The organism is Microbacterium sp. MYb72, assembly GCF_002979415.1.
GTDB lineage: Bacteria > Actinomycetota > Actinomycetes > Actinomycetales > Microbacteriaceae > Microbacterium > Microbacterium natoriense.
The window spans coordinates 39,843-59,593 of record NZ_PCOT01000016.1; the positions used below are offsets into that span (position 1 = coordinate 39,843).

General features: G+C 68.6%; 19 protein-coding genes and 1 tRNA gene. 11 read left to right on the top strand and 9 right to left on the bottom strand.

The window, feature by feature from the left end:
- Nucleotides 1-25: 25 nt before the first annotated feature.
- The 4 genes from CQ047_RS10510 to pepN form a co-directional block, all read right to left on the bottom strand.
- On the bottom strand, nucleotides 26-1,684 hold the full coding sequence (locus tag CQ047_RS10510) for an FAD-binding dehydrogenase (protein WP_105674967.1): 1,659 nt from the start codon (nucleotides 1,682-1,684) through the stop codon (nucleotides 26-28).
- The gene (locus tag CQ047_RS10515) at nucleotides 1,681-2,130 is read right to left on the bottom strand and encodes a globin (protein WP_105674969.1); all 450 of its coding nucleotides are present in this window, start codon (nucleotides 2,128-2,130) and stop codon (nucleotides 1,681-1,683) included. Before CQ047_RS10515 ends, CQ047_RS10510 begins: the two co-directional genes overlap by 4 nt.
- Nucleotides 2,127-3,239: a mechanosensitive ion channel family protein gene (locus tag CQ047_RS10520; RefSeq protein ID WP_105674971.1), complete on the bottom strand. Its 1,113-nt coding sequence runs from the start codon at nucleotides 3,237-3,239 to the stop codon at nucleotides 2,127-2,129. Before CQ047_RS10520 ends, CQ047_RS10515 begins: the two co-directional genes overlap by 4 nt.
- An 84-nt stretch (nucleotides 3,240-3,323) precedes the next feature.
- Nucleotides 3,324-5,876 (bottom strand): aminopeptidase N, encoded by a 2,553-nt coding sequence (gene pepN / locus CQ047_RS10525; RefSeq protein ID WP_105674973.1) that lies wholly within the window; start codon nucleotides 5,874-5,876, stop codon nucleotides 3,324-3,326.
- Between the two features lie 138 nt (nucleotides 5,877-6,014).
- Here pepN and CQ047_RS10530 point away from each other — a divergent pair, with 138 nt between their 5' ends.
- Genes CQ047_RS10530 through CQ047_RS10550 form a run of 5 tightly spaced genes read left to right on the top strand, consistent with a single transcriptional unit; the run spans nucleotide 6,015 to nucleotide 10,880 of the window.
- Nucleotides 6,015-7,199 (top strand): ferrochelatase, encoded by a 1,185-nt coding sequence (locus tag CQ047_RS10530; protein ID WP_105674975.1) that lies wholly within the window; start codon nucleotides 6,015-6,017, stop codon nucleotides 7,197-7,199.
- 40 nt (nucleotides 7,200-7,239) lie between these two features.
- Nucleotides 7,240-7,725, top strand: coding sequence for a ribose-5-phosphate isomerase (locus CQ047_RS10535; RefSeq protein WP_105674977.1), 486 nt, complete (start codon nucleotides 7,240-7,242; stop codon nucleotides 7,723-7,725).
- Nucleotide 7,726: 1 nt separating this feature from the next.
- A complete protein-coding gene (locus CQ047_RS10540; RefSeq protein ID WP_105674979.1) occupies nucleotides 7,727-8,725 on the top strand; it encodes an Fpg/Nei family DNA glycosylase in 999 nt (332 codons plus the stop codon).
- Between the two features lie 50 nt (nucleotides 8,726-8,775).
- Nucleotides 8,776-9,417: an FMN-binding negative transcriptional regulator gene (locus tag CQ047_RS10545; RefSeq protein ID WP_105674981.1), complete on the top strand. Its 642-nt coding sequence runs from the start codon at nucleotides 8,776-8,778 to the stop codon at nucleotides 9,415-9,417.
- Entirely contained in the window at nucleotides 9,414-10,880 is a 1,467-nt protein-coding gene (locus tag CQ047_RS10550; protein WP_105674983.1) for an amidohydrolase, read from the top strand. The genes CQ047_RS10545 and CQ047_RS10550 overlap by 4 nt, the downstream gene beginning before the upstream one ends.
- Nucleotides 10,881-10,937: 57 nt before the next feature.
- On the opposite strand, the gene CQ047_RS10555 is transcribed toward CQ047_RS10550, so the two are convergent.
- Nucleotides 10,938-11,423, bottom strand: coding sequence for a Dps family protein (locus CQ047_RS10555; RefSeq protein WP_105675066.1), 486 nt, complete (start codon nucleotides 11,421-11,423; stop codon nucleotides 10,938-10,940).
- A gap of 142 nt (nucleotides 11,424-11,565) precedes the next feature.
- Between CQ047_RS10555 and CQ047_RS10560 the strand changes: the two genes are divergently transcribed.
- The gene (locus CQ047_RS10560) at nucleotides 11,566-12,102 is read left to right on the top strand and encodes a gamma carbonic anhydrase family protein (RefSeq protein WP_105674985.1); all 537 of its coding nucleotides are present in this window, start codon (nucleotides 11,566-11,568) and stop codon (nucleotides 12,100-12,102) included.
- A gap of 30 nt (nucleotides 12,103-12,132) precedes the next feature.
- Nucleotides 12,133-12,207: transfer RNA gene (locus tag CQ047_RS10565), tRNA-Ile, on the top strand.
- On the opposite strand, the gene CQ047_RS10570 is transcribed toward CQ047_RS10565, so the two are convergent.
- Complete coding sequence (locus CQ047_RS10570; protein WP_146114318.1) at nucleotides 12,205-13,002, bottom strand: hypothetical protein; 798 nt, start codon at nucleotides 13,000-13,002, stop codon at nucleotides 12,205-12,207. The two genes, CQ047_RS10565 and CQ047_RS10570, sit on opposite strands and share 3 nt — an antisense overlap.
- Before the next feature lie 300 nt (nucleotides 13,003-13,302).
- Nucleotides 13,303-14,013, bottom strand: coding sequence for a 3'-5' exonuclease (locus CQ047_RS10575; RefSeq protein WP_181155906.1), 711 nt, complete (start codon nucleotides 14,011-14,013; stop codon nucleotides 13,303-13,305).
- 67 nt (nucleotides 14,014-14,080) lie between these two features.
- Here CQ047_RS10575 and CQ047_RS10580 point away from each other — a divergent pair, with 67 nt between their 5' ends.
- The gene (locus CQ047_RS10580) at nucleotides 14,081-14,980 is read left to right on the top strand and encodes an alpha/beta fold hydrolase (protein ID WP_105674991.1); all 900 of its coding nucleotides are present in this window, start codon (nucleotides 14,081-14,083) and stop codon (nucleotides 14,978-14,980) included.
- Here the strand turns inward: CQ047_RS10580 and CQ047_RS10585 are convergent.
- Complete coding sequence (locus tag CQ047_RS10585; protein ID WP_105674993.1) at nucleotides 14,952-15,425, bottom strand: Lrp/AsnC family transcriptional regulator; 474 nt, start codon at nucleotides 15,423-15,425, stop codon at nucleotides 14,952-14,954. The two genes, CQ047_RS10580 and CQ047_RS10585, sit on opposite strands and share 29 nt — an antisense overlap.
- 170 nt (nucleotides 15,426-15,595) lie before the next feature.
- Here CQ047_RS10585 and pdhA point away from each other — a divergent pair, with 170 nt between their 5' ends.
- From pdhA to CQ047_RS10600, 3 genes are read left to right on the top strand one after another with little or no spacing between them, the layout of a single operon-like run.
- A complete protein-coding gene (gene pdhA / locus CQ047_RS10590; RefSeq protein WP_105675067.1) occupies nucleotides 15,596-16,711 on the top strand; it encodes a pyruvate dehydrogenase (acetyl-transferring) E1 component subunit alpha in 1,116 nt (371 codons plus the stop codon).
- Between the two features lie 2 nt (nucleotides 16,712-16,713).
- Nucleotides 16,714-17,724 carry an alpha-ketoacid dehydrogenase subunit beta gene (locus CQ047_RS10595; protein WP_105674995.1) on the top strand — a complete coding sequence of 337 codons (1,011 nt, stop codon included), beginning with the start codon at nucleotides 16,714-16,716 and terminating at the stop codon, nucleotides 17,722-17,724.
- Entirely contained in the window at nucleotides 17,721-19,070 is a 1,350-nt protein-coding gene (locus tag CQ047_RS10600) for a dihydrolipoamide acetyltransferase family protein (protein WP_105674997.1), read from the top strand. The genes CQ047_RS10595 and CQ047_RS10600 overlap by 4 nt, the downstream gene beginning before the upstream one ends.
- Here the strand turns inward: CQ047_RS10600 and CQ047_RS10605 are convergent.
- A complete protein-coding gene (locus CQ047_RS10605; protein ID WP_105674999.1) occupies nucleotides 19,063-19,656 on the bottom strand; it encodes a TetR/AcrR family transcriptional regulator in 594 nt (197 codons plus the stop codon). The genes CQ047_RS10600 and CQ047_RS10605 overlap by 8 nt on opposite strands.
- Between the last annotated feature and the right edge of the window lie 95 nt (nucleotides 19,657-19,751).

Consider the following 19,751-nt stretch of genomic DNA (forward strand, 5'->3'; position numbering starts at 1 on the left):
CGGCTGCTCCGCCGCAACCCCGGACTCAGCCGGCGGCCGCACGTCCCGCCTGGCGGCCCGAGAACAGGCAGCCGCCCAGGAAGGTCCCCTCGAGCGCGCGGTAGCCGTGCACGCCGCCCCCGCCGAATCCGCTCGCCTCTCCCGCGGCGAACAGACCGTCGATCGGCGAGCCGTCCTCCCGTAGCGCACGACCGTCGAGATCGGTGTTGATGCCGCCGAGGGACTTCCTCGTGAGCACGTGCAGCTTGACAGCCACCAGAGGCCCGGCCGCCGGGTCCTGCAGGCGGTGGGGAGCCGCAGTCCGGATCAGCCTGTCGCCGCGGTAGCCCCGCATGGATCGCAGCATCCCGATCTGGGAGTCCTTCGTGAACTCGTTCTCCATCTCGAGATCGCGGGCGATCACCTCGCGGCGGACACGATCGATGTCGAGAGCCTCGCCGCCGGGGTGGTTCCTCATCTGCTCCAGCAGCGACTCGAGGTCGTTCTCCACGATGAAATCCTCGCCCTCGTCGAGGAACGCCTGCACGGGACCGGTGGGTCCCTTGGCGAGCCGCGACTTCAGCAGCAGGCCCACGTCCTTGCCGGTGAGATCGGGGTTCTGCTCGCTCCCCGACAGGGCGAACTCCTTCTCGACGATCTGCCGCGAGGTGACGAACCAGGAGTGATCGTGACCCGTCGTGCGCAGGTGGGCGAGCGTACCCAGGGTGTCGAAGCCGGGGAACAGCGGAACGGGGAGTCGGGCGCCGGTCGCGTCGAGCCACAGCGACGACGGACCGGGGAGGATGCGGATTCCGTGCGACGGCCAGATCGGGTCCCAGTTCGTGATGCCCTCGACGTAGTGCCACATCCGGTCGCCGTTGACGAGCCGCGCGCCGGCGGCCTCCGCGACCGGGTGCATCGAGCCGTCGACGTACGCAGGAACGCCGGTGAGCATGTGCGCAGGGGGCGTGCCGAGCCGTTCGGGCCAGGCGGCGCGCACCATGTCGTGGTTTCCGCCGATGCCGCCCGAGCACACGATCGTCGCCGACGCGCTGATCTCGAAGTCGCCGATCTCCTCGCGAGATGAGACCTCTCCTCGCTCCGAACCGCTGCTGACGAGCATCGCGCCACGTGCGCCGGTGACGGCGCCGTCGGTCACGACGAGATCAGTGACGCGATGCCGCGGGAGGATCGTGATGCGGCCCTCCCGCTCTCCCTGCTCCACGCGGGCGGCGAACGGCGCAACGATCCCCGGACCGGTTCCCCACGTGATGTGGAACCTCGGCACCGAGTTGCCCGGACCGAGAGCGCCGTAACCGCCGCGCTCCGCCCACCCCACCACGGGGAAGAATCCGACGCCGCGCTCTCGCAGCCAGGAGCGCTTCTCACCGGCGGCGAACTGGAGATAGGCCTCGGCCCAGCGCCGTGGCCACTCGTCCTCTGGACGGTCGAATCCGGCGGTGCCGAGCCAGTCCTGCGTGGCGAGCTCCAGCGAGTCCCTGATCCCCATCCGGCGCTGCTCAGGGGAGTCGATGAAGAACAGTCCACCGAACGACCACCAGGCCTGACCGCCGAGGTTGGTGCGGGGCTCCTGATCGATCAGGATCACCTGCTTGCCGGCATCCAGAGCCTCGGAGGCCGCGACGAGACCGGCGAGCCCCCACCCGATCACCAGGACATCTGCGGACAGGGGCGTGTTCGTCATGAGTTCTCCGTTGATTCCTGACGTGAGCTGGTTTCGAGCGTCGGCCTGCCCGAGGCCGCGGGGCCGATTCCGGACGGTTCGAACGTGTTCACCATGGCATAGGCGGCGCGTTCGAGGTAGTCCCAGAGCGTCGCTTCGTGCAGAGGCGACAACTGCGCCTCCGTGACGCCGGTGCGCATGTGAGTCAGCCAACGATCGCGCGCATCGGGGTCGACGTGGAAGGGCATGTGGCGCATGCGGAGTCGCGGGTGTCCGCGAGTCTCGCCGTAGGTGGCGGGGCCGCCCCAGTACTGGACGAGGAAGAGCGTGAGCCGTTCTGCGGCCGGACCGAGATCCTCCTCGGGGTACATGGGCTTGAGGACCGGATCGAGGGCGACCTCGCGGTAGAACACCCCGACGATCCTCTCGAAGGTCTCGTAGCCGCCGACCTCGTCGTAGAACGTCATCGCTGCGGGGTCCCTTCGTCGCCGGTCTTCTTGTCGTCGTCAGCCTTCTTGCGCCGCCAGATCCCGCGCTCGGGAACAGCGGGGACGCCGGTGACGGCGTTCGGTCGGGTCTTCGGCGGGTTCGCACCGCGCACGCGCTGTGCGCCTTCCAGCCCCGTCGGGATCACGCCGACCATGCTGGGGATCGTGACGTCCTTCTCGAGGAGCGCCGCGCGCAGGCGCTTGCGCAGCTCCTGGGAGACGTCGTCCTTGGCATTGGCGCGCGCCTTGATGACGATGCGGACGACGAGAGCATCGCCCCCGATGGACTCCAGTCCCCACAGCTCCGGCTTCTCGACGATGCGGGTGCGCCACTTCGGATCCTTCGCGAGCCCCTGGGCCGTCTCCAGCATGGTGTGCTCGACGGCCTCCAGATCCGAGTCGGCCGCGACGCCGAGATCGATGATGACGCGGGCCCACCCCTGGGACATGTTGCCGATGCGGGTGACTTCGCCGTTGCGGACGTACCAGAGCGTGCCGTTGACATCGCGAACCTGGGTGATGCGCACGCTGACGTACTCGACCACGCCGCTGGCGAGGCCGAGGTCGACGACGTCGCCGATGCCGATCTGATCCTCGGCGACGATGAACATGCCGTTCAGGACGTCCTTGACGATGTTCTGGGCGCCGAAGCCGAGACCGGCGCCCACCGCAGCGGTGAGGAGCGTCAGGGAGCCGAGCAGCCTGTTGTCGATCGCGTTGACGATCAGCACGATCGCGATGATGACGAGCATCACGTTCACGATGTTCTGCAGGATGCTGCCGAGAGTCCGCGTCCGCTGCACGAGACGCATGTCAGCCAGCGGAGAGCGTTCGAGAGCCTGCGTGTCGTCGACCGCGGCCTTGCTCTTCGCGCTGTCGACGATGCGGTGCACCACGCGGCGGATGAGGACCCGCAGCACGAGCGCGATGAGCACGCAGCTCACGATGATGATGGCGATCGACAGGATGACTCCGCCGACGGGGAGCAGGACCGTCAGGACGCTCCGCAGCCACTCGGGCAGCGTCTGCACCCACTCGGGAAGCGGTGACTCGGCGGGGGGAGCGGTGACTTGGAAGGGGAACATCATCACTTCCAGATCCTAGCGATCAGGCCTCTGTGCGGGCTGGATGCACCGCGCAGAGGCCTGATCGAGAAGGGGAACAGCTCGGATTCAGTCGTCGGCGTCGCGCGCCTGCGCCGCGAGGGCGCGCTCGACGTCGGCGAGGTTCTCCAGCACCAGGCGGCGCAGGGCAGGGGCGGCGTCCTGGTGTGCGGACAGCCAGGCGCGCGTCGCGTTCCGCAGCTCGGTGTTCGCCAGCGCGGTCGGGAACAGTCCGACGACGAGGTACTGGGCGATCTGGTAGCTGCGGGACTCCCAGATCGGCAGCAGCATGTCGAAGTACGCCGGGACGAACTCGGCGAGGACCTCAACGCCCGCGGGGTGCACGAAGCCCAGAGCAGCAGAGCGCACGATCGTGTTCGGTGCGTCGTCGCGCTCGATGAGGGAGGCCCACGCGGCCTTCTTGGAGGCGAGGTCGGGAAGGGCGGCACGCGCCTGCGCCGCGAACTCGCCGCCCTTGGCGGTGTTGTCCGCTGCGAGAGCGGCGTCGATCGTCGCGGCGTCGGTCGCGCCGATCGTCGCGAGTCCGACCAACAGCTGCCAGTTCAGGTCGGCGTCGATCTCCAGCCCCGGCAGCGTCTCCTCGCCCGAGCGGAGGCGGCCGATGACGCCGGCGTGCTCAGGAGTGACGAGGGCGCCGGCGAACGCCGTGACGAACTGGAGCTGGCTGTCGCTGCCGGCCTCCGCGCCCTCGGCGAGAGCCCACAGCCCGTCGGCGATCTTCTGACGGGCGGCCACGCGCTCGGCCGGCGTCACGTAGAGCGTCGCCGCCGTGCGCAGCTGCGCCAGAGTGGTGCGGACCGTCGTCGACTCGGTCTCGCGACCGATGTTGCCCAGCACGAGATCGATGTAGTCGGATGCCGCGCTCTCCGCGTCGCGCGTCTGATCCCAGGCCGCGCCCCAGACGAGCGAGCGGGCCAGCGGATCGCTGATGTCGGCGAGGTGCGCGATCGCGGTGGCGAGCGAACGGTCGTCGAGACGGATCTTCGCGTAGGCCAGGTCCTCGTCGTTCAGCAGGACGAGGTCGGGACGGGCGATGCCCTTGAGCTCGGGGACCTCGGTGCGGTCGCCGTCGATGTCGACCTCGGCGTAGTGGGTGCGCACGAGCGCCCCGTCCCGCAGCGTGTAGAAGCCGATGCCGAGACGGTGCGGACGGATGGTCGGGTAGTCGGCCGGCGCGGTCTGCGTCACGGCGAAGCGGGAGATGGTGCCGTCGGAGTCTTCGGCGATGACCGGCTCGAGCGTGTTGACGCCGGCGGTCTCCAGCCACTTCTTCGACCAGGTGCTGAGGTCGCGGCCGCTCGTCGCCTCCAGCTCGGTGAGCAGGTCGCTGAGCTCGGTGTTGCCCCAGGAGTGCTTCTGGAAGTACTGCGAGACGCCGGCGAAGAACGCCTCGATCCCGACCCATGCGGCGAGCTGCTTGAGGACGGACCCGCCCTTGGCGTAGGTGATGCCGTCGAAGTTGACCTGGACGTCTTCGAGGTCATTGATCTCGGCGACGATCGGGTGCGTCGAGGGGAGCTGGTCCTGGCGGTACGCCCAGGTCTTCTCCATCGCGTTGAACGTCGTCCACGCCTCGGTCCACTCGGTGGCCTCGGCCGTGGCGATCGTCGACGCCCACTCGGCGAACGACTCGTTCAGCCACAGGTCGTTCCACCACTTCATGGTGACGAGGTCGCCGAACCACATGTGCGCCAGCTCGTGCAGGATCGTGACGACGCGGCGCTCCTTGACGGCATCCGTCACCTTGCTGCGGAAGACGTACGTCTCGGTGAACGTCACGGCGCCCGCGTTCTCCATCGCGCCGGCGTTGAACTCCGGGACGAAGAGCTGGTCGTACTTGGCGAACGGGTAGGGGACGCCGAACTTCGACTCGAAGTACGCGAAGCCCTCGCGGGTCTTGTCGAAGATGTAGTCGGCGTCGAGGTGCTGCCAGAGGCTCTTGCGGCCGTAGACGCCGAGCGGGATGACATCGCCGGAGGAGCTGGTGAGCTCGGAGAAGGTCGACTCGTAGGGGCCGGCGACGAGCGCCGTGATGTACGAGGAGATGCGCGGGGTCGGCTCGAAGCCCCAGGTGGACACGGCGCTGTCGTCGTGCACGATGGGCTCGGGGGTGGGGGAGTTGGACACGACCTTCCACGCGGAGGGCGCGGTGACCGTGAACTGGAACGTCGCCTTGAGGTCGGGCTGCTCGAAGACCGCGAACACGCGGCGCGAGTCGGGCACCTCGAACTGCGAGTAGAGGTAGACCTCGCCGTCCACGGGGTCGACGAAGCGGTGCAGTCCCTCGCCGGTGTTGGTGTACAGGCAGTCGGCGTCGACGACGAGGACGTTCTCGGCCTGCAGGCCGGTCAGCGCGATGCGCGAGTCGGCGAAGACCTCGCTGGGGTCGAGCTGCTCTCCGTTGAGCGAGATCTCGCGCACTTCGCGGGCGATGAGGTCGATGAAGGTGAAGCTCTCGGGGGTCGCGGTGAAGCGCACGACGCTGCGAGAGCCGAAGACCTCGGCGCCCTTCGTCAGATCGAGGGCGACCTCATACGACTGCGTGTCGATGACGTCGCGGCGCTCCTGCGCTTCGATGCGGGTGAGGTTCTCTCCAGGCACAGCTGTACTCCCAGGGGTGAGGGGATGCTGCCGCGGTCCAGGCGCAGTTGGCGCCCACGGCAACCATGACAGCCTACGCCAGTCGTCGAGGGATGCCGCCAGGGCGACGCACCCGCGAGGAGATGGAAGGATGGAGGGGTGACTGCGACCGAGCCCACCATCGTTCCCTTTGCCTCTCCGGCCGCTGCAGGCGGCGCCCCCTACGTGACGACGCCGGTCGCCTACGACGGGATCCTGCTCGCGGGATTCGGCGGACCCGAGGGGCAGGACGACGTGATCCCGTTCCTCCGCAACGTCACCAGAGGGCGCGGCATCCCCGACGAGCGTCTGGAGGAGGTCGCGCACCACTATCGCCACTTCGGCGGCGTGAGCCCGATCAACGGGCAGAACCGCGTGCTCAAGGAGGCGCTCGAAGCCGAGCTGCAGCGGCGAGGCATCGACCTCCCCGTCTACTGGGGCAACCGCAACTGGAGCCCCTATCTCGAGGAGGTCGTGACCGAGGCCTCCGCGAAGGGGCACAACACGCTTCTCGCCTTCGCCACGAGCGCGTACAGCTCGTTCTCCAGCTGCCGCCAGTATCGCGAGGACTTCGCGAGGATCCTCGAGGACACCGGACTCGGCGAGACCGTGACGATCGACAAGATCCGTCCGTTCTACGACCACCCCGGCTTCGTCGAGGCGTTCGAGACCGGCGTCCGTGACGCGGTCGAGGCCTTCCTCGCCGACGGCATCGCCGCCGCCGACATCCAGATCCTCTTCTCGACGCACAGCATCCCCACCGCAGACGCGGAGCGCTCGGGCGCGCGCGACATCGAGTGGGGCGAGGGCGGAGCGTACGCGGCACAGCACGTCGCGGTCGCGGCCTGGGTCATGGACAGGGTGCGGGGGAGCATCCCTGCGGCCGCCGATGTCTCCTGGGAACTGGTGTACCAGTCGCGCTCCGGACCTGCCTCGCAGCCGTGGCTCGAGCCCGACGTGTGCGACGTGATCGGAGAGCTGCCCGAACGGGGGCGCAAGGCCGTCGCCGTCGTGCCCGTCGGATTCATGAGCGACCACATGGAGGTCCTCTGGGATCTCGATACGGAGGCTGCTGAGGCCGCGGAAGAGGCGGGGCTCGCCTTCACCAGGACGCCGACGCCCGGTGTGTCTCCGACGTTCGTCGCCGGCATCGTCGATCTGATCGAGGAGCGTCTGGAGGGGCGTCCCAACGAGCAGCGCCCGCACGTCACGTCGCTGCCCGGCGGGTTCGACGTCTGCCGCCCCGGCTGCTGCGAGAACATCCGCGCCGGCTTCAAGCCCGCCGCCGCCGGCATCGCGCCGTGAGACGGATTCGACGTCGGCTGCCCTGAATAGGATGGGAGCCATGCGCATCCACATCGCCACCGATCACGCCGGCCTCGACTTCTCCACGCAGCTGCAGGAGCATCTGCGTGCCGCGGGCCATGAAGTGGTCGATCACGGGCCGATCGAGTACGACGCGGTGGACGACTACCCCGCGTTCTGCATCAGGGCCGCGCAGGCCGTCGTCGCCGATCAGACGGCCGGTGTCGAGGCTCTCGGCGTCGTCTTCGGCGGATCGGGCAACGGCGAGCAGATCGCGGCGAACAAGGTGCAGGGCATCCGCGCCGCGCTGGTGTGGAACGTCTCGACGGCCGAGCTGGCCCGCGAGCACAACGACGCGAACGTGATCTCCATCGGCGCCCGTCAGCACACGTTCGACGAGGTCACCACCTTCATCGACACGTTCATCTCCACGCCCTTCTCGAACGAGGAGCGGCACGTGCGCCGCATCGGCCAGATCGCCGACTTCGAGCGCGACGGCTCGCTGCTGCCGGACCCCCGGGCCTGACATGCCCGAGGGGCATTCCGTCCATCGAATCGCGCGGCAGTTCGATCGCAACTTCGTCGGCAAGTCGATGCGGGCGTCGAGTCCGCAGGGGCGATTCGCAGAGGGCGCCGCGGTGCTCGACGGTCGTGAGGCCGTCAGTGTGCAGGCCGTGGGCAAGCAGATGTTCCTCGAGGTGGAGGGCGACCTCTGGCTGAGGGTGCACCTCGGGCTCTACGGCGCCTGGGACTTCGCAGGGGAGATCCTCATCGATCCGACGATCGCCTCGGCGAACGGGCGCATGGGGCAGACCAACCAGCGCGGCACCGATCTGGGCGAGGCCATCCTCGACGATGCGGGAGAGAACTCGCTCGCATCGATCGGCGCGCCGAGGCGCACGCGAGTGCACGTCCGGATGTCGGAGCAGACCAAGGGTCTCGCCGACGAGGACGGGGAGTGGCCGCCGCCGATCGTCGGGCAGGTTCGTCTGCGATTGATGACGGACATCACCGCTGCTGATCTCCGGGGCCCGACCGCCTGCGTGATCCAGACACCCGAGGAGATGCTCGCCACCGTTGCGAAGCTCGGTCCGGATCCCCTCGTCGGTGACCCCGCGGAGAACGAGGAGCGCTTCGTCCGTGCGGTGCGCAAGAAGCAGACCGTCATCGCGCTGCTCCTGATGGACCAGGCCGTGGTCAGCGGCATCGGCAACGTCTATCGCGCCGAGATGCTCTTCCGACACCGGTTGAATCCGCACACGCCAGGACGCGACGTCCCCGAGGAGATCGTGCGCGAACTGTGGCGCGACTGGGTGCGGCTGCTCGCGGTCGGCGTCGAGACCGGGCAGATGATGACGATGGACGACCTGTCTCCCGAGCAGTATCGTGCCGCGATGGCGAGTCGCGATGACCGTCACTGGGTGTACCACCGCGCCGGGCTTCCATGCCGCATCTGCGGGACGGAGATCGCCCTGGAGGAGATCGGCGCGCGCAAGCTCTACTGGTGCCCGCGGTGTCAGGCCTGAAGCGGTCCTCTCGCCGCCGTCGCCCCGACCTCCCGGTCTAGGCTCGAACCATGCGTCAGAACCCGAGCTTCACCCTTGCGGATGTGACCGAGATGCGTCGGGTGATCGACGCCAACCCGTGGGCGACCATCATGAGCGCCGGCTCCGAAGGCCTGGTCGCATCGCACTATGCCGTGCTCCTCGACGAGTCGCGCGACGACCTCACGATCGTCGCGCATGTGGGACGCCCGGACGATCTGATCCACGGTCTCGGTGACCGCGAGCTCCTCGTTGTGTTCCAGGGGCCGCACGGCTACATCTCCCCGGGCTGGTACGGAGACGTGCAGGCTGTGCCGACATGGAACTACGTCGCCGTGCACCTCTCGGGGATCCCCGAGATCCTGAGCCCGGAGGAGAACCTCGAGGTGCTCGACCGTCTCGTCGACCGGTTCGAGGGGCGGATGCCGGAGCCGCGGCGCATGTGGGAGCGTCCCAACGATGAGAGCTTCGTGCAGCGTCTCGCCGCGGGGACGGTGGGGTTCCGGCTCACGCCCACGCGCGTGGTCGCGAAGCGCAAGCTCAGCCAGAACAAGTCCGCGGACACCGTGGAGACCGTGATCGCGGAACTGGAGGGCTCGGGCCCGTATGCGCAGCCCGACCTCGCCCGCGAGATGAGGAGAGCCCATGAGGCTCTCGCGGAAGGACGGCGATGATCGGCACCGATGTCAGCATGGTGAAGGGGGTTCGCATCGCCGGTCCCGGTCGCGAGTTCCTGATCGACGACGAGCCCGTCGACATCGTGATCGACGGCGGAGCGATCACCGACATCGCCCCCCCAGGTGCCCTGCGGCCCACCGGGGAGGTCCTGGACGCCGGTGGCGCGTGGGTCGTCCCTGGGCTCTGGGACAACCATGTCCACACGGTGCAGTGGGCGCTGGCTGCGGAACGCGTGCCGCTGCTCACGGCGGGATCGGCTGCTGAGGCCGCGCGGCTCATGACCGACGCGGAGCCGCTCCCCGACGGGCGACGGGTCGGGGCGGGCTTCCGCGACGCGCTGTGGTCGGATCAGCCGTCGCTCGCGCTGCTCGATGACGCGACGGGGGAGGTGCCGACCTATCTCATCAATGCCGACGTGCACAGCACGTGGCTCAACTCCGCGGCCCTGCGTCGCGAAGGGTTCAGTGCGCCGGACGGAGTCCTCCGCGAAGAGGACGCCTTCGAGATCTCGCGACGTCTGAATGCGGTCGACCCCGCCAGAGCTGATGACGCTGTGCTGCGGGCGGGGGAGCGCGCGGCGTCGAGGGGCGTCACCGGCCTCGTGGACTTCGACATGGCCTGGAACGCTGATGCCTGGCCTCGGCGCGTGGCCGCCGGATTCTCCGCGCATCGGGTGGAGTTCTCGGTGTACCCCTTCGACTTCGACCGCGCGGTGGAGAGCGGACTGCGCACCGGCGAGAGCCACGGGAGCCCGCTGATCAGGGTCGGCGCGCTCAAGATCATCACCGACGGATCCCTCGGCACGAGGACCGCCGCCTGCTCCCATCACTACCCGGGTGACCCCGCGAACTTCGGCGTGCTCACGGTGCCGCCGGAGGAGCTGACGGATCTGCTCGTCGCCGCGACGGGGGCAGGCCTCGCCGTCGCCGTCCACGCCATCGGCGACCGCGCGGTCACCGCAGCGCTCGACGCGTTCACCGTGTCGGGCGCCGTGGGCACGATCGAGCATGCGCAACTCGTCCGGCACGCCGATCTCTCACGCTTCGCTCGCCTGGGCGTCGTGGCGAGCGTGCAGCCGCAGCATGCCCTCGATGATCGCGACCTGGTCGAGACGCACTGGGCGGGGCAGACATCCATCGGCTATCCGCTCGCCGCACTGCGCCGAGCGGGGGTGCAGCTCCGCTTCGGGTCGGACGCGCCCGTCGCCGAGCTGGACCCGTGGCAGGGGATCGGAGCAGCCGTGGATCGCACCGACGATGAGCGGGAGCCGTGGCATCCCGAGGAGCGGCTCACGATCGACGAGGCGCTCGAGGCGAGCGTGCGGTCCTCGGTGCGACCAGGAGAGCCGGCCGATCTCGTGCTGTGCGGCGAGGATCCGCGAGCCGCGCACGGCGATGGACTGAGACGGATGCCGGTGGAGGCGACGCTGCTCGCCGGACGCGTCACCCACCGCTCCTGAACACGACGAAGGGCACCGGAACGGATTCCGGTGCCCTTCGTCGTGTGGTGTCAGTCGTCAGGCTGCGATGTGCGAGACGAGGAACCAGCGGTCCTTGTCGAGTCCGCGCTTGATCTCGATCGCGACGTCCTGGCTGGTCAGGTCGACCTCGTCGAGTCCGTCGATCGCCGCCTGGACGTCGACGAGGATCGCGTCGATGTCGGCCACGACCGCGCGGATGAGGTCATCCGACTGCGTGAAGCCGGCGGGAACCGAGGTGGCGCCCGCCTTCTCTGCGACGGTGGAGATGCGGGCGTCGATCGGAAGGCCGAGGGCGACGATGCGCTCCGCGGCGGTGTCGGCGAAGTCGCCGGCGTGGGCGACGATCGTGTCGAGCAGTTCGTGGACGCCGACGAAGTTCGCTCCGCGGACGTGCCAGTGGGCCTGCTTGCCGTTGACCGTCAGGGCTTCGAGGCCGAGGACGAGCGGGGAGAGGAACTGTGCGGCCGCAGCGGCGACCGTCGGGTCGCTGGCGGTGGTGGAAACGGTCTGTGCCTTGCTCATCTTGTGCTCCTCCGAGATCATCTGTTTCTGTCGTGCTGGAGTCAACGCTACTCATCCTGAATCATTCCGCAAGCAAGCGAAGGCTGGGCTTAGTGGGGCAGAAATCCGCGGAAACACGCGGTAATGAGGGTAGTCTCGCCTTATGAGCATCGCGCAGGGAGCATCCGTCCTCGCCCTCCAGGACCGCGTGCCGTCGATCGCCGACGGCGCCTTCGTGGCGGAGGGCGCGCGCATCGTCGGAGCGGTCTCTCTGGCGGCCGGATCGAGTGTCTGGTACAACGCGGTGTTACGAGGCGATTCGGCGCCGATCGTGATCGGCCCCGGCAGCAACGTGCAGGACAACGTCTCGGTGCACGTGGATGCCGGACACCCCGTCGTCGTTGGATCGAAGGTGTCGATCGGCCACAACGCGGTCGTGCACGGCTGCACGATCGGCGATGGTTCGCTCATCGGGATGGGTGCGGTGATCCTCAGCGGCGCGGTGATCGGCGCGGGCTGCCTGATCGCCGGGGGAGCTGTGGTGCTGGGCGGGACGGAGGTGCCGGAGGGATCGCTCGTCGCCGGTGTCCCTGCGAAGGTCCGCCGAGCGCTGAGCGATGACGAGCGCGCCGGCCTGATCGCGAACGCGGACACCTACCTCGGCCACCTGCTGACGCACTCGTCCGCGACCTCCGTCTGAGTCTGCGCGCCCGCTAGGCTGGGTGCGTACGGGGCGGTGGCCAAGCTGGTTAAGGCAGTGGGCTCATAACCCAACGATTCGCGGGTTCAAGTCCCGCCCGCCCTACTCCTTTCGTCGCTGGAAGTCTCCGGTGGCGAGAGTCTCGCCACCGGAGACTTCCGTTGTCCCTGAGCTCGGGTAGTCGGCAGGTGCATCCTGGATGTAGCTCGGACGCTTCTGATACCTGGCGAGGGCGAAGAGGTCATCGCAGGCGAGATAGTCGACGATGTACCCGATCCGGACGGGAATCTCACGGATCTCCTCCAGAGTGTAGGAGTCGGACCCGACATCGAACCTCAACTCGACCTGGACCTCGTTGGTCGCTTCCTCGGGGAAGTCCAGAATGGGGTGTCCTACGTCGAATGAGCCCACGATCACGCGTCGAACCCCTCGGGGGATCGTGTTCGATTGGGGGATGAGCGTCGGGGAGAGGTGATGCTCTTCGATCAGTCCTCTCAAGGAGAAGTTCGAACTCGCCACCATGCCGATCATCCCGAGTTCGAGATCACGCACCCACTCGTGCTTGTCCTTGTTGTTGAACCATTGCAGGCCTTCCAAAGCCCGGTACGGTCCGTACTGCGGCTGGACGTTCTTCAACCGTTCCACCAGCCACTGCGGGTGGAACCGATGTCCCTGCTTCCAACTCTTCCAGTCCTTGCCCGTGGCGGTGATGGGAAACTGGATACGAGATGAGTCGTACTCCCGTTCAGCGAAGCTGCGCGCGAGCAGGTCGTGGAGGTTGTCCAACGCGACGCGGGCCTGGTAGGCGAACTCACCGGCCTTCGTCGACCACAGGTCGTGAGGGAACGCCCGCGAGGCCTCCACCGACACTTCAAGCACGGTCGGCGTGCTCTCCGACACGCGGACGGAGGAGGTGAAGACTGTATTGGCCCGCCACACCTGCACCGCCTCGTCGAGTTCGCGTGCGTGCTTCGACGCGCGGGCCAGCCGCGCGCGGATGGGCGCCAGCTCCGTCTCCGGGAGCGAGCGACTGGGACGGATGCCGAACGACTCGCCGGACTGTGCCGCTTTCACAGGAGAACTGTAGCGGGCTCCGACCTGCGGAGTCCCATGACGAGCGCGCATTCGGATGCTGCGCGCGCCTCCGTGACGGAGGAGTCCGATCTCGTGCAGGCGAGGGACGACTCACATCACCGTGCCTCAGCTGTTGCGCACCGGCCAGGTGCCGTCGAGCGCATCCTCAGGATCGAGTCGTCCGACGCTGATGAAGTACTCCGTCAGGCTCTCGGCCTGAGAGCGCGCCCATCCGATCTGTCGCGTGTGCAGCTCGCTCAGCGTCTCCGGAAGGCGGAACTGCCGTGCGAGCGCCTGAGCGACACGGCCTGCGGCCACCGCGTCAGCCGAGGCGTCGTGCGCTCCCTCCAAGGGCACCGCGTAGTGCGCGGCGACGACCTCCAGTGTGCGCTTGCCGCGACGGTACCTGTCGTACGCCTTGTCGATGACGAGCGGGTCGATGATCGGCGACGGAGAGACGAGCGGAGGGATGCCGTGGCGCACGCACTCGTGGGCGAGCAGCGAGAAGTCGTAGGAGGCGTTGTAGGCGACGATCGGGACGCCCTGGTCGAGCAGCGAGCGCAGGGCCGCGGTGACCTCGGCGACCACCTCGCGCACCGGTCTGCCGGCGCGACGGGCCTGTTCCGTGGTGATCCCGTGCACGGCGGTGGCTCCGTCGGGGATGGGGATGCCGGGGTCGGCGAGCCAGTCCCGCGCGGCGATCTCTCGTCCGTTCGCGTCGAGGACGCCGACGTGCGCGGTCACGACGCGGTCGCTCTCCACGTCGACGCCCGTGGTCTCGAGATCGAACACTCCGACGCGGGTGAGCCACGTCGGGAGTGCGGGATCTGCGGGCATGCCCTCACGGTAGGCGCGGCCTCGGACATTGCCAGGAAGGCGCACGGCGACTCCGTAGACTCGGATCATGACCGCATCCTCGCCCTACGCCGAACGACTCCGCCGCCTTCCGGTGGAGCGTCACGAGGTCGAGGTCCGCGACGGCGTCACCGCGTACTGGGAGTACGGAGCGGCCGACGCCGAGACGACCGTCATCGCCGTGCACGGCTTCCGCGGAGATCACCACGGCCTGGAGCCGGTGCTCGCCTTCCTCCCGGAGGCGCGGATCATCGCCCCCGACCTCCCCGGCTTCGGCGAGAGCGCACCGGTGCCCGGGCGCACGTACGACCTCGACGAGTACGCGTCCTGGCTCGTCGAGTTCGCTGCCGCGGTCGCGCCGGGTGCCGTCATCCTCGGGCACTCGTTCGGATCGATCGTGGTGTCGGCCGCGATCGCGTCCGGCCTCGAGACGCCCCGGCTGATCCTGATCAATCCGATCGGCGCCCCCGCCCTCGAGGGGCCCAAGGGGCTGATGACCCGGCTCGCCGTCTTCTACTACGCGATGGGTGCGCGCTTGCCGGAGACGCTGGGCACGGCTCTGTTGCGGAACCGTGCGATCGTCCGCATCATGAGCGTCACGATGGCGAAGACGCAGGATCCGGAGCTCCGCAGGTTCATCCACGACCAGCACGACACGTACTTCTCACGGTTCGCAGATCGTGACGTGCTGCGCGACGCGTTCGTCGCGAGCGTCTCGCATGACGTACGGGAGTTCGCCCCGAAGATCCACGTGCCGACGCTGCTGATCGCGGCCGACCGCGACGACATCACGCCGATCGAGGCGGAGCGCGTGCTCGCGACGCTGTTCGACGATGCGGAACTGGTTGAGATCGCCCATGTCGGGCATCTCATCCACTACGAGACGCCGGCCGAGGCGGCCGGCGCGATCCGTCGCTTCCTCAGGATTCCCGTCGCGCGAGGCCGATGAGCCCTGCCACCCGGAAGGGGATGACCTCGCCCATGGCGAGTGACGTCTCCGTCCGCTCGACGCCGTCGATCGAGAGGATGCGCGCGTCCGTGTCGAACAGGTGACGCGCGTCGCGGCAGGCCACCCTGGCCAGCAGATCGATCGAGCCGCTCAGGCCGTGGGCCTGCACGACCTCGGGGATGCGCGCGAGCTCGTTGATGATGCGCGGCAGCTCGGTCTGTCTGACGCCGATGCTCACGAACGCCTGCAGGGGGAAGCCGAGGACATCGGGGGAGAAGGACCGCTCGTACGAGAGGAACACCCCGGTCTGCTCCAGCCGCGCCATGCGCGCCTGGATGGTGTTGCGCGAGAGGCCGAGATTCTCGGCGAGCGCGACGATCGTGATGCGCGGGTCGTCGGCGAGGGCGGCGAGGAGTTCCAGATCGATGCGGTCAAGTCCAGGCATAGTGCCAAAGAGTAGCAGTCTCGTATCGACCCGGATTTAGCAACATGCTCAACAGCCTCGCAATTGCTTGAGCGTCGTGTTGAACAGACGTACGCTCAGGTCATCGGCGGAGCTGCCGATGACCGACGTGCAGAGCCCCACGAGGGCAGCCACGACAGAGGAGGACGATGATGTCACCGCAACTCACGCCCATCGCGGACGCAGCGCAGGATCTCGAGCTCTCCGAGCGCATCCTCGGCCCCGACGGCACGCGCATCACGAACGCCCAGCTCGACCCCTATGTGGCCGATGTGGATGCCGAGCAGCTGCGCGCCCTGCACCGCGACATGGTCGTCCTCCGTCGCATCGACGCCGAGGGCGTCGCGCTGCAGCGCCAGGGCCAGCTCGGTCTCTGGGCGCCCTGCAACGGGCAGGAGGCGACCCAGATCGGCACGGCTCGCGCGCTCGCGCCGCAGGATTACGTGTTCCCGAGCTACCGCGAGACCGGCGTGATCTACGCGCGAGGAGCCCAGCCGGGAGACTACGTCCGCATGTGGCGCGGCGAAGAGGGAGCCGGTCACGACCCGGCGGCGCTGCGGGTGGCGCCGCTGCAGATCATCATCGGCGCGCAGACCCTGCACGCCGTCGGCTATGCGCTCGGGATCCAGCACGACGAGGCGGACGAGGTCGCCGTGACCTACTTCGGCGACGGTGCGACCAGTCAGGGGGATGTGAACGAGGCGATGATCTTCGCCGCTTCGTACCGCGCTCCCGTGGTCTTCGTCTGCCAGAACAACCACTGGGCCATCTCGGAGCCTGTCGCCGTGCAGTCGCAGTTCCCGATCGCCGGTCGCGCACCGGGCTTCGGCATCCCGAGCCTCCGCGTCGACGGCAACGACGTCCTCGCCTGCATGGCCGCCATGCGCTGGGCGCTGGAGCACGCGCGCTCGGGCAAGGGGCCGGCCTACATCGAGGCGGTCACGTATCGGATGGGCCCGCACACCACGGCCGACGACCCGACGCGCTACCGCGACGAGGCCGAGCTCGAATCGTGGCGCCGCCGTGACCCGATCTCCCGTCTCGAAGCCCATCTGCGAGCGCGCGGAGAGCTGAGCGACGTGCATGTGGCAGAGACCCAGGCTGCGGCGGATGCCGTGGCCAAGGAGATGCGCGCCGCGTGCCTCGGCATGGTCACGCGTCCTCCGCTCGCGGTGTTCGACGGCGTGTACGCCGAGCCGCACACGGGACTCGATCGCCAGCGCGACGAGTACGCCGCGTACCTCGCGTCGTTCGACGGCGAGGTGTGATCATGACCGAGCTCACCCTGGGCAAGGCCCTCGGCGCGGGTCTCCGGCAGGCGATGCGCGACGACGATCGCGTCGTCCTCCTCGGAGAGGACATCGGCAAGCTGGGCGGCGTCTTCCGGATCACGGACGGGCTCCTCGACGAGTTCGGCGCGAAGCGGGTCATCGACACTCCTCTCGCGGAGTCGGGGATCGTCGGTGCCGCGGTCGGCCTCGCGTTCCGCGGCTATCGACCGGTCGTCGAGATCCAGTTCGACGGCTTCGTGTACCCGGCGTTCGACCAGATCGTGGCTCAGGTCGCGAAGCTGCACTACCGCACGCAGGGCAGGGTGAAGATGCCGATCACGATCCGCATCCCCTGGGCCGGCGGCATCGGAGCGGCAGAACACCACTCGGAATCGCCCGAGGCGTACTTCGTGCACACCGCGGGTCTCCGCGTGGTCGCCGTCTCGAACCCCGAGGACGCCTACCGCAGCCTTCGACAGGCGATCGCCAGCGACGATCCCGTGATCTTCTTCGAGCCCAAGCGGCTCTACCACCACAAGGGCGAGGTCGATCTCGAGGCGCCGCTCGCCGATGCGCCGCCGATGGGGCTTGCCCGCGTCGTGCGTGAGGGGACCGATGCCACGCTCATCACCTACGGCGCCATGGTGACGACGGCACTGCAGGCGGCGGAGGCCGCGGAGGACGAAGGGATCTCCCTGGAGGTCATCGATCTGCGCTCCCTGTCGCCCGTCGACTACGACTCGGTCGCGGCATCCGTCCGCAAGACGGGTCGCGTCGTCGTCGCGCACGAGGCCTCTCGCGAGGCGGGGGTCGCCGCCGAGGTGATCGCGAGCATCACGGAACGCTGCTTCGAGTACCTCGAATCCGCGCCGTTGCGCGTGACGGGTCACGATGTGCCCTATCCGCCCGCGAAGCTGGAGAAGTACCACCTGCCCGATCTCGATCGCCTTCTCGACGCGGTCGATCGTGTGCTCGACCGCCCGCACAGCCTGACGGGGGCCGACGCATGATCGCCGAGTTCCGCCTGCCCGACCTGGGAGAAGGGCTCACCGAGGCAGAGGTGGTCCAGTGGCTCGTCGCGCCTGGCGACAGCGTGGCGTTGAATCAGAACCTCGCCGAGGTCGAGACCGCCAAGGCCATCGTCGAGCTGCCGTCGCCGTACGAGGGCATCGTCTCGACGCTGCACGCGGAGGCGGGGGAGACCGTCGCCGTCGGCGCACCGCTGATCGCCTTCGATGTCGCAGGCACGGAGGAGGCGCCTCCCGCGGGGGCATCGGATGCCGAGGAGATGGCGCAGCCGAACCTCGTCGGCTACGGCGCAGCACCGGCTCGCTCAGGACGTCCCGCTCGGCGTGCACGTCGGGTCGGAAGCCCGTCGACGACCGCGGACACCGCCGTGCTGGAGGCCGCACCGCACGACGCGCGGCCCAGCGTGAGTGTCGAGACCGTGATCGAGCGTCCTCGGTCGACACCGCCCGTGCGCGCCTACGCCAAGAGGCTCGGCGTCGACCTCGTCCTGGTGTCCGCCGTCGTGGGCGATCGCGTCATCACCCGCGATGACATCGACGAGTTCGCGCAGCGCGCCGGCATCCGCGCGGAGGAGGCGGAGACGACCGTGTCGACTCCGCTCACCGCTGCGGCCCTGGCTGACGATGACCGCGAACTCCGGATCCCCATCCGCGGCGTGCGCAAGCACACGGCGGCGGCGATGGTCGAGAGCGCGTTCACGGCTCCGCACGTCACGGTGTTCCACACCGTCGACGTCACCGCGACGATGGATCTTCTCGCGTCGCTGCGGGAGGACCGTTCCCTGGCCGCGCACAGGATCGGCCCCCTGGCCGTGATCGCGAAGGCCGTCTGCCTGGCGCTCGGGCGGAACCGAGGGCTCAACTCGCGGTGGGACCAGGCCGCGGGCGAGATCGTGCAGCGCAACTACGTCGATCTCGGCATAGCCGCCGCGACCGAGCGGGGCCTCATCGTCCCGAACATCAGGGACGCGGAGCGCCTGACGCTGACCGAGCTCGCCGACGCGCTGAAAGCTCTCGCGGAGACCGCCCGTTCGGGGAAGACGTCCCCGGCCGAGCTCGCCGGCGGGACCTTCTCGATCTCGAACATCGGCGTGTTCGGAGTGGATGCCGGAACGCCGATCCTTCCCCCTGGTCAGTCAGGCATCCTCGCCGTCGGCGCCGTGCGCCGTCAGCCGTGGGAGTACCGCGGCGAGATCGCGCTGCGCCAGATGATGACGCTGAGCCTGTCGTTCGATCACCGCCTCGTCGACGGCGCGGAGGGAGCGCGGTTCCTCAAGGACGTCGCAGACATCCTCGAGGAACCGGGGCGGGCGATGCTGCTCAGGTAGTCGCGCGGAGAGCGGCCTCCGCCATCGCGGCCAGGACGGACGCGGTGGCGGAGTGGCCTCTCGCCGCAGAGCGGGTGGAGTGCGGCGTCGAGTTGATCAGACCGAAGCATGCCTGCACGCGCAAGCGGAGCTCATCGGACGACGTGTCGACGAGGGGACGCAACGCCTCCATCCACAGTTCGATGTACGAGCGCTGCAGTCGACGCACGTCGGCGTGGTCGGACTCGGCGAGATGAGCGACATCTCGATCCTGCACGCGGATGACCTCGGCGTTCCCCAGGGCGAACTCGACGTGGAAGCCGATCAGCGCTCGCATCCGTGCCTCGCTGTCGTCGAGCTCCTCGGAGACCCGGGTGCCGCCGGAGACGAGGTCCTGGCTGACCTTCACGAGGACGGCTCCAAGCAGCGCCTGCTTTCCGGCGAAGTGCCGGTAGACGGCCGGCCCCGACACGCCGACGGCCGCCCCGATGTCCTCGAGGCTCACGCCGTTGTAGCCGCGTGCGGCGAACAGCTGCGCCGCCTCGCGGAGGATGGCATCGGAGCGCTCGGCCTTGGCACGGTCTCGGGCGGTGAGCGGGCTTGTCATCTCAGTTAATCCTCGCTAACCTGAATCATCGGGTTAGTGAACACTAACCGAGAATGCGTGCGGCGCGCCACCGTGTGTCGCACGCTCGCGTGGGT